At 70.0% G+C, this 16676-nt stretch carries 15 protein-coding genes; 9 read left to right on the plus strand and 6 right to left on the minus strand.

Annotation, left to right across the window (positions count from 1 at the left end):
* Window positions 1-48: 48 nt before the first annotated feature.
* From A4X16_RS04245 to arfA, 4 genes are read left to right on the plus strand one after another with little or no spacing between them, the layout of a single operon-like run.
* Complete coding sequence (locus tag A4X16_RS04245) at window positions 49-1386, plus strand: extracellular solute-binding protein (RefSeq protein WP_067116852.1); 1338 nt, start codon at window positions 49-51, stop codon at window positions 1384-1386.
* Window positions 1383-2333, plus strand: coding sequence for a carbohydrate ABC transporter permease (locus tag A4X16_RS04250; RefSeq protein ID WP_067116854.1), 951 nt, complete (start codon window positions 1383-1385; stop codon window positions 2331-2333). The genes A4X16_RS04245 and A4X16_RS04250 overlap by 4 nt, the downstream gene beginning before the upstream one ends.
* The gene (locus A4X16_RS04255; protein ID WP_067116857.1) at window positions 2333-3271 is read left to right on the plus strand and encodes a carbohydrate ABC transporter permease; all 939 of its coding nucleotides are present in this window, start codon (window positions 2333-2335) and stop codon (window positions 3269-3271) included. Before A4X16_RS04250 ends, A4X16_RS04255 begins: the two co-directional genes overlap by 1 nt.
* A 39-nt stretch (window positions 3272-3310) precedes the next feature.
* Window positions 3311-4834, plus strand: coding sequence for an arabinosylfuranosidase ArfA (gene arfA, locus A4X16_RS04260; protein WP_067116860.1), 1524 nt, complete (start codon window positions 3311-3313; stop codon window positions 4832-4834).
* Window positions 4835-4923: 89 nt separating this feature from the next.
* On the opposite strand, the gene A4X16_RS04265 is transcribed toward arfA, so the two are convergent.
* The 6 genes from A4X16_RS04265 to A4X16_RS04290 all read right to left on the minus strand — a co-directional run bounded on the left by A4X16_RS04265 (window position 4924) and on the right by A4X16_RS04290 (window position 11897).
* Entirely contained in the window at window positions 4924-6348 is a 1425-nt protein-coding gene (locus tag A4X16_RS04265; protein WP_067116919.1) for an MFS transporter, read from the minus strand.
* Window positions 6349-6533: 185 nt separating this feature from the next.
* Entirely contained in the window at window positions 6534-7667 is a 1134-nt protein-coding gene (locus tag A4X16_RS04270; RefSeq protein ID WP_067116863.1) for a bifunctional 2-methylcitrate synthase/citrate synthase, read from the minus strand.
* Window positions 7668-7669: 2 nt separating this feature from the next.
* On the minus strand, window positions 7670-8572 hold the full coding sequence (prpB, locus tag A4X16_RS04275) for a methylisocitrate lyase (RefSeq protein ID WP_067116866.1): 903 nt from the start codon (window positions 8570-8572) through the stop codon (window positions 7670-7672).
* Complete coding sequence (locus A4X16_RS04280) at window positions 8572-10098, minus strand: MmgE/PrpD family protein (RefSeq protein ID WP_067116868.1); 1527 nt, start codon at window positions 10096-10098, stop codon at window positions 8572-8574. The genes prpB and A4X16_RS04280 overlap by 1 nt, the downstream gene beginning before the upstream one ends.
* The gene (locus A4X16_RS04285) at window positions 10095-10769 is read right to left on the minus strand and encodes a GntR family transcriptional regulator (RefSeq protein ID WP_067116871.1); all 675 of its coding nucleotides are present in this window, start codon (window positions 10767-10769) and stop codon (window positions 10095-10097) included. Before A4X16_RS04285 ends, A4X16_RS04280 begins: the two co-directional genes overlap by 4 nt.
* Before the next feature lie 135 nt (window positions 10770-10904).
* Window positions 10905-11897 (minus strand): EamA family transporter, encoded by a 993-nt coding sequence (locus tag A4X16_RS04290; RefSeq protein WP_067116874.1) that lies wholly within the window; start codon window positions 11895-11897, stop codon window positions 10905-10907.
* A 39-nt stretch (window positions 11898-11936) separates the two neighbouring features.
* Between A4X16_RS04290 and A4X16_RS04295 the strand changes: the two genes are divergently transcribed.
* From A4X16_RS04295 to A4X16_RS04315, 5 genes are all read left to right on the plus strand, one after another.
* Window positions 11937-12473 carry a CGNR zinc finger domain-containing protein gene (locus tag A4X16_RS04295; protein ID WP_067116877.1) on the plus strand — a complete coding sequence of 179 codons (537 nt, stop codon included), beginning with the start codon at window positions 11937-11939 and terminating at the stop codon, window positions 12471-12473.
* Window positions 12474-12508: 35 nt separating this feature from the next.
* A complete protein-coding gene (locus A4X16_RS04300) occupies window positions 12509-13492 on the plus strand; it encodes an acetylxylan esterase (protein WP_067116881.1) in 984 nt (327 codons plus the stop codon).
* Window positions 13493-13600: 108 nt separating this feature from the next.
* On the plus strand, window positions 13601-14221 hold the full coding sequence (locus A4X16_RS04305; protein ID WP_067116889.1) for a glucose-6-phosphate isomerase family protein: 621 nt from the start codon (window positions 13601-13603) through the stop codon (window positions 14219-14221).
* 9 nt (window positions 14222-14230) lie between these two features.
* Window positions 14231-15733: a xylulokinase gene (gene xylB / locus A4X16_RS04310; protein WP_067116892.1), complete on the plus strand. Its 1503-nt coding sequence runs from the start codon at window positions 14231-14233 to the stop codon at window positions 15731-15733.
* A partial coding sequence (locus tag A4X16_RS04315; RefSeq protein WP_082914262.1) for a phosphoglycerate dehydrogenase occupies window positions 15733-16676 on the plus strand: 944 nt, incomplete at its 3' end. The genes xylB and A4X16_RS04315, both read left to right, overlap by 1 nt.

Genomic DNA, 16676 nt, shown 5'->3' on the forward strand with positions numbered 1-16676 from the left:
CGATGTAATGATGAGAGCGTCCACCCCCGCTGTCACGAAGGAGTGACGATGACGCCCCCGCTCGACATGTCTCGGCGACAGTTCCTGACCGCCGCCTCGATCACGGCCGCCGCAGCCCTGCTCGCCGGCTGCGCACCCGGCACCGTGTCCGGTGCGAACACGAAGACCCTCCAGTTCTGGCACCTGCTCTCGGGCGGCGACGGCGTCACGATGTCGCAGCTGCTCGATACCGCCAACAGCGCACAGAGCGCCTACCGCATCCGCCCCACGGTCCTCGCCTGGGGAACCCCGTACTACACGAAGCTCGCGATGGCGGGCGCCGGCGGGCGCGCGCCCGACGTGGCGATCATGCACGCCACGCGCACGGTCGGCTGGGCTCCGGGCGGCCTCCTCGACCCATGGGACCTCGCCATCCTCGCCGACCTCGGGGTCGACGCCTCGACCTTCCCGAAGCCGATCTGGGAGAAGAGCTTCGTCGGCGAGAGAATGTACAGCGTCGCCCTCGACGCGCACCCGTTCGTCGCGATGTTCAACACCGACATCTGCGATGCGGCCGGCGTGCTCGACAGCGACGGACGACTGCAGGAGACCACGTCGCCCGAGGAGTTCGTCGACCAGTTGCGCACGATCGGCGGTCAGGCCGAGGGCCACGCGCTCTCGTACGGCTACCTCGGCGACGGCGCGCAGATGTGGCGCCTGTTCTACACGTTCTACTCGCAGCACGGGGCTCCGATCGAGCTTCCGGCCGGCGGCACCGCCGTGATCGACAAGGATGCCGCGGTCGAGTCCCTCACGCTCATGCGCACACTGCTCGACGGCGAGATCGCCCTCGCCCAGGCCGACTACGGCAGCGCGATCGCCGAGTTCGCGACCGGCAAGAGCGGGATGCTGTTCACGGGCGTCTGGGAGCTGCGCACCATGCAGGCGGCGGAGCTGCCCTTCGACGCGACGATGATCCCGACGCTCTACGGCACCCCCGCCGTGTACGCCGATTCGCACTCGTTCGTGCTCCCGCACCAGACGAACGCCGACCCCGAGAAGCGCGCGCTGACCTACCGCTTCGTCGCCGACATGCTCAAGGGGTCGTTCGGCTGGGCCGAGGCGGGTCACATCCCCGCCTACCTCCCCGTGACCGAGTCCCCCGAGTACGCCGACCTCATCCCCCAGGCGAACTACGCCCAGGCCGCGCAGCACGTCGTCTACGACCCGACCGCGTGGTTCACCGGCTCCGGCTCGAACTTCCAGGGCGAGTTCGGCGCCGCGGTGCAGGGTGTTCTGCTCTCGGGCGACGATCCCGCTGCGGCCATCGACCGTTTCGAAGCCCGCGTCAACTCCCTGCTCCGACAGCCGAACCCGGCCGATCCCGAGGGGACGTTCGCATCATGACGACCTCAGCCACCGACTCCACCCGGACGATCGTCACCGGCTCCCGCACGCACGCACGCGACCGCAGGGTGGGATCCCGCGGACGCGAGCAGCTCATCAGCTGGGCCTTCCTCGCGCCGTTCCTCATCGCCTTCGCCCTGTTCCTGGTCTGGCCGATCATCCACGGCATCATCCTCAGCTTCACCGACCAGTCCCTCACCGGCGCGGGCGGCGCGTTCGTCGGCTTCGCCAACTACGCCGAGGCCCTCGCCGACCCGAAGATGTGGCAGTCGATGGGCAACACGGTGTGGTTCACGCTCATCTCCACCGTGCCGCTCGTCGGCATCGCGCTGCTCATGGCTGCGCTCGTCGATCGCGGCCTACCGGGCCAGTGGCTCTGGCGGCTGTCGTTCTTCATGCCGTTCCTCCTCGCCTCGACGGTGATCTCGCAGATCTGGGTGTGGATCTTCAACCCGCAGGTGGGCGCGGCCAACAACATCCTCGAGTTCTTCGGGCTCGAGCCCATCGCCTGGCTGCAGAACCCCGACACCAACATGCTCTCGATCGTGATCGCCACGGTCTGGTGGACGGTCGGCTTCAACTTCCTGCTGTATCTCGCGGCGATGCAGAACATCCCCCCGCAGCAGTACGAAGCGGCATCCCTCGACGGGGCGGGAGCCTGGCGCCAGTTCTGGTCGATCACGCTCCCCCAGCTCGGCCCGGCCACGGTGCTGATCCTGATCCTCCAGATCCTCGCCTCGCTGAAGCTGTTCGACCAGGCGTACCAGATGCTCGGTGGTGTCGCGAGCGACACCACCCGCTCTATCGTCCAGTACATCTACGAGTCCGGATTCGTGAGCTACCGATTCGGCTACTCGGCCGCGATCTCCTACGTGTTCTTCGCTCTCATCGTCATCATCGGCGTCGCGCAGGCTCTGATCATGCGCCGCCGGAAGGAGCAGCTGTGATGTCCACCGCCACCACGACCACCGGCGCCGCCGCCGGTGCTGCAACCCTCACCGAGACCGTCACCACGACGAAGGCGCGCGGACCGCGCCGCTCGCACCTCCCGGGGCAGAGGCCCTTCGGTCCGCTGCGCATCGTCGCCTTCGTCGTGCTGCTGCTCCTCGCGATCGGCTGGCTGCTCCCGTTCCTCTGGGCGGTCGCGACGGCCTTCAAGACCGAGACGGATGCCGCGTCCGGCGACCCCGGCTGGATCGGCGCGAGCGGGCCGACCGTCGAGGCGTTCACCGCGATCCTGTCGCAGGGAAACGTCTACATCTGGGCGTTCAACAGCCTCCTCACGTCCGTCGCGATCACCGTGATCACCCTGGCGATCTCGGCGATGGCCGCCTACGCGCTCTCCCGACTCGACTTCACGGGCCGCCGGTGGCTGTTCCCGGTGATCATCGCCTCGATCGTCGTGCCGCCGCAGGCCCTGATCATCCCGCTGTTCTACGAGATGCTCGCGTTCAACCTGATCGACACGTACTGGGGACTGATCCTGCCGCAGGTGGTCGCACCGGCGATGGTGTTCATCCTCAAGCGGTTCTTCGACGCCGTGCCGATCGAGCTCGAGGACGCGGCCAGGGTCGACGGCGCCGGACGCTTCCGCATCTTCTGGTCGATCGTGCTGCCGCTCTCGCGGCCGATCCTCGCGTCCGTGGCCATCTTCGTGTTCATCGCCGCGTGGAACAACTTCCTCTGGCCGTTCCTCGTCATCAACGACACCACCCTGATGACGCTGCCCGTCGGACTCCAGACCGTGATCAGCGCGTACGGGGTGCAGTACGCCCAGGTCATGGCGCAGGCCGTGCTGGCGGCGCTGCCTCTCATCATCGTCTTCATCATCTTCCAGAAGCAGATCGTCAAGGGCGTCGCGACCAGCGGCTTCGGCGGTCAGTAGTCCCACCCCAACCCGGCATCCCGCCGATCAAGGAGAGCAATGAGCAAGGCCCGCATCACCATCGACCGCGACTTCACGATCGCCGACGTCCCCCGGAGACTCTTCGGGTCGTTCGTCGAGCACATGGGGCGCTGCGTGTACACCGGCATCTACGAGCCCGGTCACCCGCAGGCCGACGAGCGCGGCTTCCGCCAGGACGTCCTCGCCCTGGTGAAGGAGATGGGCCCGACCGTCGTCCGCTACCCGGGCGGCAACTTCGTCTCGGGCTACCGCTGGGAGGACGGCGTGGGCCCGGTCGAGGACCGGCCCGTGCGCATCGACGGCGCCTGGCACACGATCGAGACCAACGCCTTCGGTCTGCACGAGTTCATGGACTGGGCGAAGGAGGCCGACGTCGAGGTGATGGAGGCCATCAACCTGGGCACCCGCGGCGTCGAGGAGGCGCGGTCGCTCGTCGAGTACGCCAACCACCCGAGCGGCACCTACTGGTCGGACCTGCGTCGGAAGAACGGCGCCGAGCAGCCGTTCGACATCAAGCTGTGGTGCCTGGGCAACGAGCTCGACGGCCCCTGGCAGATCGGCGGCAAGACGGCATCCGAGTACGGACGACTAGCGCAGGAGTCGGCCAAGGCCATGAAGCTCGTCGACCCGACCATCGAGCTCGTGGCGGTCGGTTCGTCAGCGCGCTCGATGCCGACGTTCGGCACCTGGGAGCACACGGTGCTCACGCACGCGTACGACGAGGTCGACTTCGTCTCGATGCACGCGTACTACCAGGAGCACGACGGCGACGCGGAGTCGTTCCTCGCGGAGGCGGTCGACATGGACGCGTTCATCGAGGGCGTCATCGCGACGATCGATGCCGTGAAGGCGGCCGGCAAGCACACGAAGCAGGTCGACATCTCGTTCGACGAATGGAACGTGTGGGACCAGGTGAAGTTCAACACGGTCGAGTCGGTCGAGATCGCGAAGGCGGGATGGACGCAGCATCCGCGCCTCATCGAGGACACGTACAACGTGACGGATGCCGTGGTCGTGGGCACCCTGCTGAACAGCCTGCTGCGGCACGGCGACCGCGTGAAGATCGCGAACCAGGCGCAGCTCGTCAACGTGATCGCGCCGATCCGCTCGGAGGAGAACGGCCCGGCGTGGCGCCAGACGAGCTTCTGGCCGTTCGAGCGCATGGCGCGCCTCGCGAAGGGGCGCATCCTGCGCCTGGCGGTCACCGCGCCGCAGATCGAGACGAAGCGGTACGGCGGGGTGGATGCCGTGGATGCCGCAGCGACCTGGGACGAGGAGACCGGACGGGTCGTGGTGTTCGTCGCGAACCGCTCGCTGGACGAGTCGAGCGACCTCACGGTCGACCTGCGCGGACTCGACGGACTGCGCGTCGTGAACGCCGAGACGCTGACGATCCCCGAGGGCGGCGACCGGCACACCTCGAACCTCGAGACCACGCCGGATGCCGTGCACATGGTGCCGCTCGCGGGCGCCGAGGTCGTCGACGGCCAGGTGCGTGCGACGCTGCCGCCGCTGTCCTGGTCGGTGATCGAGCTCGGCTGACTCGCCGTCGCTCACTTCTGCGGGACTGGGTAACTTCTGCGGCCGATCCACGCCCGATCGGCCGCAGAAGTCACGCCTGGCCGCAGAACTTACCGCGTGTCCGCAGCGCCTTCCTTCTCCCCGGACTCCACCAGCGACAGCGGATCGGCGATGTCCTCCAGCGACTTGCCCGCGGCGCTCACGCCGAAGACCCCGCAGACGACCCCGCCGAAGATCATGATGGCCGAGCCGAGCACGTAGCCCCAGAAGAGGGGTCCGCGGTCGCCGGACTCGGCGCTCGCCCCGATGAGCGAGCCGTACAGCACGGGTGCGATGGCGCCGACGAGCTGACCGATCGAGAAGACGTACGAGATGACCTGGCTGCGCAGTTCGAGCGGGAAGATCTCGCTCACGGTCAGGTAGGCGGCCGACGCCCCCGCCGAGGCGAAGAAGAACGACGCGCACCAGAACGCGGTGTGGGTGCCGGCGTTGAGCACCCCCGCGCTGAACAGGAACGCGCTGACCAGCAGGATGCCGCCCGCGAGGACGTACGTGGCGAACAGCATCCGTCGTCGGCCCCACGTGTCGAAGAAGTGCCCGAGGAGCAGGGCGCCGGCGAGGTTTCCGACGGCGAAGATGATGAAGTACTGCGAGGCGGATGCCGGGGGCGTGTCGTAGAAGTTCTCCAGCACGAGCGCGTAGGTGAAGAAGATCGCGTTGTAGAGGAACGACTGCGTCACCATCATGGTGATGCCGACGAGGGTGCGGCGCGGGTACTTGCGGAACAGCACCTTCATGATCACGAGGAACGGCACGCGGCCGTACTCCTTGACCGTGATCGCCTTGCTCTCGTCGACGGGCGGGATCGTCTTGCCCTCCTTGCGGATGCGCTCCTCGATCTGGTCGACGTTGCGCTCGGCCTCGTCCTCGCGTCCGTGGGTCATCTGCCAGCGCGGGCTCTCGGGGATGTGGCGCCGCAGCCAGATGATCAGCACGCCCAGCACGGGGCCGAGGAAGAAGCTGAGACGCCATCCGATGTCCTCGGGGAGGATGTCGGTGTTGAGGAAGAACATGTTGGCGACCGCGCCGAGCGCCGCTCCTCCCCAGTAGGTGCCGTTGATCGCGATGTCGACGCGTCCGCGGTACCTCGCCGGGATGATCTCGTCGATCGCGGAGTTGATCGCCGCGTACTCGCCGCCGATTCCCGCGCCGGCGACGAAGCGCCAGATGTAGAAGAACCAGGGCGCGAACGCGAGGCCGGCGACCGCCGATCCGACGAGATAGATCACCAGGGAGAGGAGGAAGAGCTTCTTGCGGCCGAGCCGGTCGGTGAGCCGACCGAACACGAGAGCGCCGAAGACCTGCCCCAGGAGGTAGAACGTGCCGGCGAGCCCCACTTCGGCGGGGCCCATGCCGAGGGTCGCGGCGTATCCGTTCGCGGCGACGATCTGCACCTCGAGGCCGTCGAGGATCCAGGAGAACCCGAGACCGACGACGATCATCCAGTGGAATCGGGCCCACGGCAGCCGGTCCATGCGCGCCGGGACGAGCGACCTGACCTTCTTGACGGTGACGTCGGATGCGGACACGGGGCCTCCTTCTCGCGGGGCGCGCGAACGCCCCGCATCCGTCTTACTCCCACGGATGCTCTCGCGCATCGCCTTGACGGCGGCCCGCGCCGCGCGCTAGTCCGCGCCGACCGAGCACCGGCCGTTGGCGATCAGCTCTCGACGTGCCGCTCGTCGGGACCGTCGTAGTGCGAGAGCGGACGGATCAGCGCGTTCGCTCCGGCCTGCTCGATCACATGCGCGGTCCACCCCGTCACCCGCGCCGCGACGAAGAGCGGCGTGAACGTGAGCGTGTCGAAGCCGATGAGGTTGTACGCCGGCCCCGACGGGTAGTCGAGGTTCGGGTAGATGCCCTTGCGCTCGACGAACTCCGACTCGAGGGCGTCGTAGAGCGCCGCGACCTCGGGCCTGTCGTAGTGCTCGACCAGGGTGTCGAGCGCCGCCTTCATGGTCGGCACCCGCGAGTCGCCCTTCTTGTACACGCGGTGCCCGAAGCCCATGATCTTGCGCTTCTCGGCGAGGGCCTTGTCGAGCCAGGGCACGACGTTCGACGCCTCGCCGATCTCGTCGAAGATGTGCAGCACGGCCTCGTTGGCGCCGCCGTGAAGCGGGCCCTTGAGCGCGCCGATCGCACCGACGACGGCCGAGTACAGGTCACTGAGCGTCGAGGTGATCACGCGGGCCGTGAACGTCGAGGCGTTGAACGAGTGCTCGGCGTAAAGAATCATCGACCGGTTGAAGGCGTCGACCACGACCGGATCGGCCTCCTCGCCGAACGTCATCCAGAGGAAGTTCGCCGAGTAGTCCAGGTCGTCGCGCGGCTCGATGAGCTCCTGCCCCCGGCGGCGACGCTGCCCGTAGGCGACGATCGCGGGAAGGGCGGCGAAGAGGCGGATGCTGCGCTCGAGGTTCTCCTCGGGGCTGCCCCCGGCATCCAGCACCGAGCCGCCGGCGCCGGGATCGGACGCGCCGATCAGGCTGACGGCCGTGCGGATCTCGTCCATCGGGTGGGCCTCGAGCGGCACGAGGTCGATCGCCACCTTGACGTTGTCGGCGAGCGCGCGCTGCGGCCGCTCCTGCGCACGAAAGGCCGCGAGCTCCTCGGGCGTCGGCAGCTCGCCAAGCCACAGCAGGTACGCGACCGCCTCGAACGGCTGGGTGTCGGCGAGCTCCTGCACGGGGTAGCCGCGGTAGAGCAGGCTGTTCGTCTCGGGGTTGACCTTCGAGATCGCGGTCGTGTCGACGACGACCCCCGCGAGGCCCTTCTTGATGTCCGGCTCGGTCATGCTCACTCCTTCGTGATGGTGAAGTTGAAGACGCCCGAGTCGAAGTGGTTGTACGACTCGTAGTCGATGAGGTCGTAGAGATCCGCCCGGTGCTGCATCTCTCCGAGCGTCGAGATCAGGTGCCCCTCGTCGTTCAGCGTATCGAGTGCCCGGCCCGCCGCGCCCATCGCGATGCGCAGCAGCGACACCGGCCAGATGACCATGTTCACGCCCGCGTCGCGCAGCTGATCGACCGAGAAGAGGTCGCTCTTGCCGAACTCGGTCATGTTGGCGAGGATCGGCACGTCGAGAGCATCCGCCATCGCCGCGAACTCCGAGAGGTCGCGCATCGCCTCGGGGAAGATCGCGTCGGCCCCGGCATCCACGAGTGCCTTCGCCCGATCGATCGCGGCGTCGAGCCCGTCGATCGCGCGGATGTCGGTGCGCGCCATGATCAGGAAGTTCGGGTCTCGGCGGGCGTCGGCCGCGGCGCGGATGCGCTTGATCGCCGTGTTCTCGTCGACGACGCTCTTGCCGTCGAGGTGACCGCAGCGCTTCGGGTTGATCTGGTCCTCGATGTGCGTGCCGGCGAGACCGGCGTCCTCGAGCTCCTGGATCGTGCGGGCGACGTTCATCGGCTCGCCGAAGCCGGTGTCGGCGTCGACGATCGCGGGGATGTCGGTCATGCGGGCGATCTGCTTCGCCCGCCCGGCGACCTCGGTCAGGGTGGTGAGGCCGATGTCGGGAAGGCCGAGGTCGGCCGACAGCACGGCGCCCGAGATGTAGACGCCGTCGAAGCCCTTCTGCTCGATGAGGCGCGCGCTCAGAGGGTTGAACGCGCCGGGGAAGCGCAGCAGCTCACCGCTCGCGAGACGCTCACGGAACAGGCGGCGCTTCTCGGCCGGGGTGACGGTCGAGTACAGCATCAGAACAGCCCCTTCGGAGCATCCGCACCCTCGAGCAGTCCGGGCTTCACGATGATCGACAGCTCTCCGACCTCGGCCGCCGTGAGCTCGGGCAGCCGCTGGACGAGCTCGAGGAAGCGCTCGATCTCGGCGGGCTCGAGCACGGGCTCGGCGAGCAGGCGGAACTTCGCGATGTAGTTCTCGCGGGCGAACGGACGGGCGCCGAGCGGATGCGCGTCGGCGACGGCGATCTCGTCGACGACGGTCGTGCCGTCGGTCAGTCGGAACTCCACGCGACCGCCGAACGCCTTCACGTCGGGGGCCTCCGAGTGGTAGCGGCGCGTCCACTCGGCATCCTCAGCCGTCGTGACCTTGTGCCACAGCGCGACGGTGTCCGCGCGGCCGGCGCGCTCCGGCGTGTACGAGTCGACGTGGTGCCAGCCGCCGTCCTGCAGCGCCACGGCGAAGATGTACGGGATCGAGTGATCGAGTGTCTCGCGCGACGCCGTCGGGTCGTACTTCTGCGGGTCGTTGGCGCCCGAGCCGATCACGTAGTGCGTGTGGTGGCTGGTGTGCAGCACGATGGCCTCGACGTTCGCGGGGTCGCGCAGGGCGGGGTTCTCGGTGCCGAGCTTGCGGGCGAGGTCGATCCACGCCTGCGCCTGGTACTCGGCCGAGTGCTCCTTCGTGTACGAGTCGAGGATCGCGCGCTTCGCTTCGCCGGATGCCGGCAGCGGCACCTCGTACGCGGCATCCTTGCCGTCGAGCATCCAGGCGATCACGCCGTCCTCGCCCTCGTAGATCGGAGCGGGGCTGGTCTGGCCGCGCATCGCGCGGTCGACCGCCTCGACCGCCATCTTGCCGGCGAAGGCCGGGGCGTGCGCCTTCCACGTGGAGATCTCGCCCTTGCGGCTCTGCCGGGTCGCGGTGGTCGTGTGCAGCGCCTGCCCGACCGCCTGGTGGATCGTCTCGACGTCGAGACCGAGCAGCGTGCCGATGCCGGCCGCGGCCGACGGGCCGAGGTGCGCGACGTGGTCGATCTTGTGCCTGTGCAGGCAGATCGCACGCACGAGGTCCATCTGGATCTCGTATCCGGTCGCGATCGCCCGCACCAGCGCGCGTCCGTCGGAGCCGACGTGCTGAGCGACCGCGAGGATCGGCGGGATGTTGTCGCCCGGGTGCGAGTACTCCGCCGCGAGGAACGTGTCGTGGTAGTCGAGCTCGCGCACGGCCACGCCGTTCGCCCAGGCCGCCCACTCGGGGCTCGTGCGGTGGTCGAGCGCCGCACCGAACACGGTGGCTCCGGCCCCGCCGGTCGAGACGGGGTGGCTGAACGCCTGCGCGCGGGCCGCGTTGATCGGTGCGCGGGTGAGGGATGCCGCGGCGACCGACGCGTTGTCGATGATGCGGTTGACGATCATGTCGACCACGGGCTGCTCGACCTCGACCGGGTCGGCAGCGACCTCCGCGATCTTCCAGGCGAGCTGGTCTTCACGGGCGAGGTTCTCGTCGCTGCGGTGCACACGGACGTGGTGGGTGACGGTCATGCGGAATGCCCTTCGGGGTTGGCGGTCAGGGAGTCGAGGATGCCGGTGAGGGCGTTGTGCAGGTGGACGTGCGTCGCGTGGGCGGCGAGATCGCCGTCGCGGGCGGCGAGGGCCTGGGCGATCGTGCGGTGCTCGGCCGCGGACGCGGCGAGACGGGCGGGCTTGTCGCGCGCCATGCGGCGGACGCGCACGAGGTGGGTGCGCACGGTGCGCAGCGCCGACGCGATGTAGTCGTTCGCGACGGCGGCGTCGAGGGCGGAATCGAAGCGCGCGATGAGGGCGTAATAGGCGTCGCGTCCGGCGACGCCGTCGAGGTCGACGTGCGCGAACTCGTCGGCGAGGGCCCCGAAGACGGCGGCGTCGCCGCGCTGGGCGGCAAGGCGCGCAGACGTCTCCTCGAGCGCGCGGCGGATCTCGAACAGCTCGCGGATGTCGTCGGTATCGAGGTCGGCGACGACCGTGACACGCGGCGACTGCTGCACGACGAGCCCGTCGGCGGCCAGACGCCGCAGGGCCTCGCGCAGGGGGGTGCGGCTGACGCCGAGGCGGGCGGCCTGCTCGACCTCGGCGAGGACGGTTCCGGCGGGGAGGGCGCCGGACTGGATGCCGTCGAGCAGCGCCGCATACGCGCGGTCGGACGCGGTGGTCCGTTCCGCTGTGTCGAGGGTCATGCCCTCAGTGTATACATAAATCCTTACTCCCGGCCAGACTCGGACCGTGGATGTCGATGCGGTATACATTCACCCAAATCCGTCTCTCGGCCTGCGCGGGTCGAGATCGACCCCGCACCCCCCACCGCCCCCGCGTCACGCGCGCGGAAGCGCCGCGGCGTCCGGGACCGGCTCGACGAACTCCGCGGGTCTCGGTTCGCCGAGCTTCACGACGACGACCCCCACGAGCACGAGCACGCCGCCGAGCGCCTGCAGCAGGTCGGGCAGCTGCCCGAGCAGCAGCCAGCCGAACAGCAGCGCGGCGACGACCTCGGACAGCGCGACGAACGACGCGAGACGCGACCCCAGCATCCGGGTCGAGGCGATGCCGAGGATGTACGCGAGCGCTGTCGCCACGAGGCCGATCGCGAGGACCGGCACGAACCACGGCGCCGACCAGTGCGCCGCGCCGAAGCGATAGGCGATGTCATCGGTCGTCCAGGCGAGGGGCAGGATGCCGACGAGTCCGGCGACCGTCAGGCCGACCGCGCCGAGAAGCAGTCCGCCCCCGGCGAGCGCGATCGGCGGAAGACCGGTGTCCGCCTTGGCGGAGAGCAGGAAGTACGACGCGGCGCCGACCATCGCGGCGAGCGCCCAGAGGATGCCGACGACGTTCACCTCGGCTCCGGTGACGATGTCGAGCATGAGCACGAGTCCGACGAAGGCGATCGCTGCTCCGAGGATGCTGCGCCGACTCGGCCGCTCTCCGCGGCGGAGCCACAGCCAGAGGATCACGGCGATCGGCGCCGTGTACTCGATGAGCAGGGCGAGGCCGACGTCCATCACGGCGACCGCCTGGAAGTAGCAGAGCTGCGTCGCGGCGACGGCGAGCAGGCCATAGGCGGCGATCATCCCGGCGTTCCTCCGCAGCGCGCCCCACCGCCCCCGCAGCGAGAGGATCGCCGGCACGAGCAGCACCAGGGCGGCGACCCACACCCGCACGGTCACGGCCGCACCGGGCGTCCAGCCGGCGTCGATGAGCCCTCGCGCCCAGGCACCGGACATGGCGAACGAGAAGGCAGCGGCGATCGCGAGCGGCAGCCCGAGGCGCACCCCGTGCGGACGGATGTCATCGGTCACTGTGCTCATGGCAAGTGACGCTACTCGCGGAGGATGTAAGGTGTCAACATGCTTTTCACCGATGACACCGCGGAGGCGCTGCGTGCGGCGGTCTGGCTGGTGAACTCGGCCGAGGACCCGCAGACCCTCGACACGCTCGCCGACCACGAGGCGTTCCTCACCGAGTTCCCGTACTCCGGCCGCCTCGATCGCGACGACGACGAGCTGACGGCGCTGCGCGGCATCCGCCCTCGGCTGCGTCGCATGCTGCTCGGCGACCGCGAGGACATGGCCGACCAGGTCAACGGCGTCCTCGCCGAGACGACGCTCGCGCCGCGCCTGGTGCGCCACGACGGCGCCGACTGGCACCTGCACGCCGTCGCCGACGATCGCCCACTCGCCGAGCGCGTGCTGATCGAGACGGCCATGGCGCTCATCGACGTCATCCGTGCCGACGAGGGCTCTCGCATCTCGATCTGCGCCGACGACTCCTGCGAGGCACTCGCCCTCGACCTGTCACGCAACCGCTCCAAGCGGTACTGCTCGACCACGTGCACGAACCGCAACGCGGTGGCGGCGTACCGGGCGCGCCGCGCACACGAGTGATCCCGGTCGACGAGGTTCGCTAGCCTCGTCCGATCATGACCTTCCCCTCCCCCTACGACGAGTGGTTCCCCGACGCCGCCTTCGACGGCACCTACGGACGCACCCGCGCCGACCTCCACGCGATCGAGCCCGTGCCCGCTCCGTCGGGGTTCGCCGAGCGCTGGTCGCGGTGGCGGGGCGAAGCGCGGGCGACGGATGCCGCACCCGTCAGGCTCGCGACGACCTCGGTCGCCGGGCGGCGGGTCTCGCTCATCGAGCATGGCGGGGCCGACGGCGTGCGCCTGCGCGCCTGGGTCGTCGAGCCCCGAGTCGGCGCACCCCGCGCGGGCATCGTGCACTCCCACGGCTACGGCGGACGTGAGGCGGTCGACCTCGCGCGCGTCCCGGAGGACATGGCGGCGATCTTCCCGGTGGCGAGGGGGGTGCCCACGCTGAATCGCGGCGTGGGCGCACCAGAGCCGGTCGAGCAGCACGTGCTCGCGGGCATCGACGATCCCGAGCAGTACGTCCTGGGACTCTGCGCCCGCGACCTGTGGCTCACCGCCGATGCCCTTGCGGCCCTCGCGGGAGAGCTGCCCCTGTACTACGTCGGCGAGAGCTTCGGCGGCGGTGTCGGCGCGCTCGCCCTGCCGTGGGACGACCGCTTCGTCGGCGCGACGCTCATCGTGCCGAGCTTCGGACAGTACGACGAGCGACTGTCGGTGCCGTGCCTCGGCAGCGGCGAGGTCGTGCGGATGCACGTCGCCGAGCACCCCGAGGCCCGGGACACCCTGCGCTGGTTCGACGCGTCGAGTGCTCTGGGTTTCACGCAGGTGCCGGTGCGCGTCGAAGCGGCGCTCTGGGATCAGTACGTGCCGCCGCAGGGCCAGTTCGGCCTCGCGAACGCGGCTCGACAGCTCGAGCTCGCGGTGCTGCCTGCGGGTCACGCCGAATACCCCGGAATGGATGCCGTCGTCGCCGCCGCCGTCCGCGACGGCCGCGCCCACCTCGAACGCGCGCTGCGCGCAGCATCCGCCTGAGCATCGCCCCCCGCGCAGACGAGCACTGGACGGCACTTGTCATAACAGGTATGCTCAACCTGTCATTACAGGTTGCGCAGCGCCGCAGCATCCGTTCGAGGAGCACCGATGCCCCAGTTCCACACCCCGCCGATCTCTCCGATGGCGATCGCCTTCGACGCCGAGAACCTCACGCTCTCACCCGAGGGTCCGACGCTCACGCGGCGGATGTCCGACCTGGAGGGGCTCTTCCTCGACGGCGATGCGTGGCAGGCATCCGCGAACGGCGAGAACCCCGTGGTCTACACGGTCGTGAGCTCCCCGGTGCCCGAGGTCGACCGCGAGCTGCCGCAGTCGATCACGACGATCATGGCGGGCGACACATCGGGCGAGCTGTGGATGACCAAGGGTCACCAGCATCCGAACCACCAGGGCGAGATCTACCTCGCGTTGAAGGGGCGCGGCGGGCTGCTCATGTTCGACGGCGAGCGCACCGAGTGGCTCGACATGCTGCCGGGGACGATCGGCTACATCCCGCCGGGCTGGGCGCACCGCTCGATCAACGTCGGCGACGAGCCGTACTCGTTCCTCGCCGTGTACCCCGGTGGCGCGGGCCACGACTACGGCTGGGTGCTCGAGCACGGCATGGGGTCCCGCGCCTACCGCGCGGCGGACGGCGTCGACCTGCGGCCCTACTCGACAGCCGAGGCGGCCGCACCGACCGCACCCGCCGCACCCGCCGCGGAATAGGCTCCGGCCATGATCATCGCGCACGACCTGGGCACGACCGGCGACAAGGCGTCGCTGCATCACGACGACGGCCGCCTGGTGACCTCGGTCACGGTGCCGTACCCGGCGCACTTCGCCGCCGGCGGGATCGCCGAGCAGGATCCGGCCGACTGGTGGGGCGCCGTGGTCAGCGCCACGAGAGACCTCCTCTCCCGATCCGGCGTGGCGCCCGAGACCGTCGTCGGCCTCGTGGTCAGCGGGCAGATGATGGGCACGGTGCTGCTCGACGCGCACGGCGAACCGGTGCGGCCGGCGATCATCTGGGCCGACACCCGCTCGGGATCCCAGACGCGGATGCTGGAGCAGGCCATCGGCGCCGACGAGGCGTACCGCGTGCTGGGCCACCGCCTGAACCCGACGTACTCGGTCGAGAAGATCATGTGGGTGCGCGACAACGAGCCCGACGTGTGGTCGCGCGTGCGGCACTTCTGCGTCGCGAAGGACTACATCGTCTACCGGCTCACCGGCCGACTCGCCACCGAGCGATCGGATGCGTCGGGCACGAACGCCTACGATCAGGTCGCCGGCACGTGGTCGGCCCGCGTGCTCGAGGCCGCCGGTCTCGATGCGTCGCTGTTCCCCGAGATCCTCGAATCCACGACGGTGGCGGGGACCCTCACGACCGAGTCCGCCGATGCGCTGGGCCTGCCCCGGTCGGTGCGCGTGGTCATGGGCGGCGGCGACGGCCCGCTCGCCGCGGTCGGCTCGGGCGTCGTCGCCCCCGAGGACGGCGCATACGTGTGCCTCGGCACCTCGTCGTGGATCTCGTTCGCGAGCCTCGCACCGCTGCACGACCCGCTCCTGCGCACCATGACCTTCGACAACGTCGTGCCCGGATCGTTCGTGCCCACCGCGACCATGCAGGCCGGCGGCGCCTCCGTGCAGTGGATCGCCGAGGCGCTCTCGCCCGACCCCGCCCGTCCCGAGACCGGACGTCTCACCTCCGAGGCGGGCGGCGACCTCGACACCGAGGACCTCTACTTCCTCCCGTACCTCCTCGGCGAGCGCTCGCCCCTGTGGGATCCGCACGCGCGCGGAGCGTTCGTCGGCATCGGCCGCCACCACACCCGCGCGCACCTCACCCGGGCGGTGCTCGAGGGCGTCGCCTTCAACCTGCTCACCTGCATCGAGGCGTTCCGAGAGTCGGGCGCCGTGATCGACCGCATCGACGCGGTCGGCGGCGGGGCGCAGAGCGACGTGTGGCTCGGCATCCTCGCCGACGTGTGGGGCGTGCCGATCCGGCGCCGCACCATCGTCGAGGAGGCGAACAGTCTGGGCGCCGCCGTGACGGGGGCGGTCGGACTGGGACTCGCCGACTTCTCCGCCGCACGCGCGCTCAGCGAGGTCACGGCCGAATTCTCGCCGGATGCCGGTCGGCACGCCGTCTACGCGCAGCGTCACGCGCGCTTCGTCGACGCATACACGGCGCTCGAGCCCTGGTTCGCCGGCTCGCCGTCGGCGCGGGAGGCGTGATGGGCGTCATCCTCGCGACCAGTCGATCGTTCTCCGACGGCGACCTCGACCTCGTCGCCCGTGCGCGGGCCGCGGGTCACGAGATCGTCCGCGGCCCGGCGCACCACGGGCTCACCGAGCTCGCCCCCCTCCTGGCGGCAGCGGAGGGATGGGTCGCCGGCACCGGTCCGGTGACCGACGAGCACCTCGCCGCCGCCCCGAACCTCCGCGTCGTCGCGCGGTACGGCGTGGGCGTCGAGGCGGTGGATCTCGACGCGGCACAGCGCCGCGGCATCCCCGTCACGAACACCCCGGGCGCCAACGCGGATGCCGTCGCCGACCACGCCGTGGGATTGATGCTGGCGGCGCTGCGATTCATCCCCGACGGCGACCGCCGCGTGCGCACCGGCGACTGGAGCGTGCGCCGCGGTCGCGAGCTCGGTGCGGCGACCGTCGGCGTCGTCGGCTTCGGCCGCATCGGACAGGGCGTCGCGCGGCGACTGAGCGGCTTCGGGCCTCGCATCCTCGCGAGCGACCCGTTCCTCCCGGCAGGCGTGATCGCCGCAAACGGCGCGGAGCCCGTCGATCTCGACGAGCTGTTCCGCACCGCCGACCTCATCACCCTGCACGCGCCGGGAGGGCAGACGCTCGTCGACGCCGCGCGGCTCGACGGCATCCGCCCCGGCACCGTGCTCGTGAACACCGCCCGCCCCGACCTCGTCGACGAGCAGGCTCTGGCCACGGCGCTGCGCGACGGACGGCTGGGCGCATACGCGGCCGACACGCTCGACGGCGACACCGCGGCGAGCGCGAGCCCGCTGCTCTCCGACGATCTCGCCGACCGGGTCACGGTCACCCCGCACCTGGGCGCGCAGACCACGCAGGCCGTCGACAACATGGGCTCGCTGTCGCTCGACGACGTGCTCGCCGTGCTGGCGGGCCGAGAACCCGCCCACCCCGTCTC

The organism is Microbacterium sp. H83 (assembly GCF_001650405.1).
GTDB lineage: Bacteria > Actinomycetota > Actinomycetes > Actinomycetales > Microbacteriaceae > Microbacterium.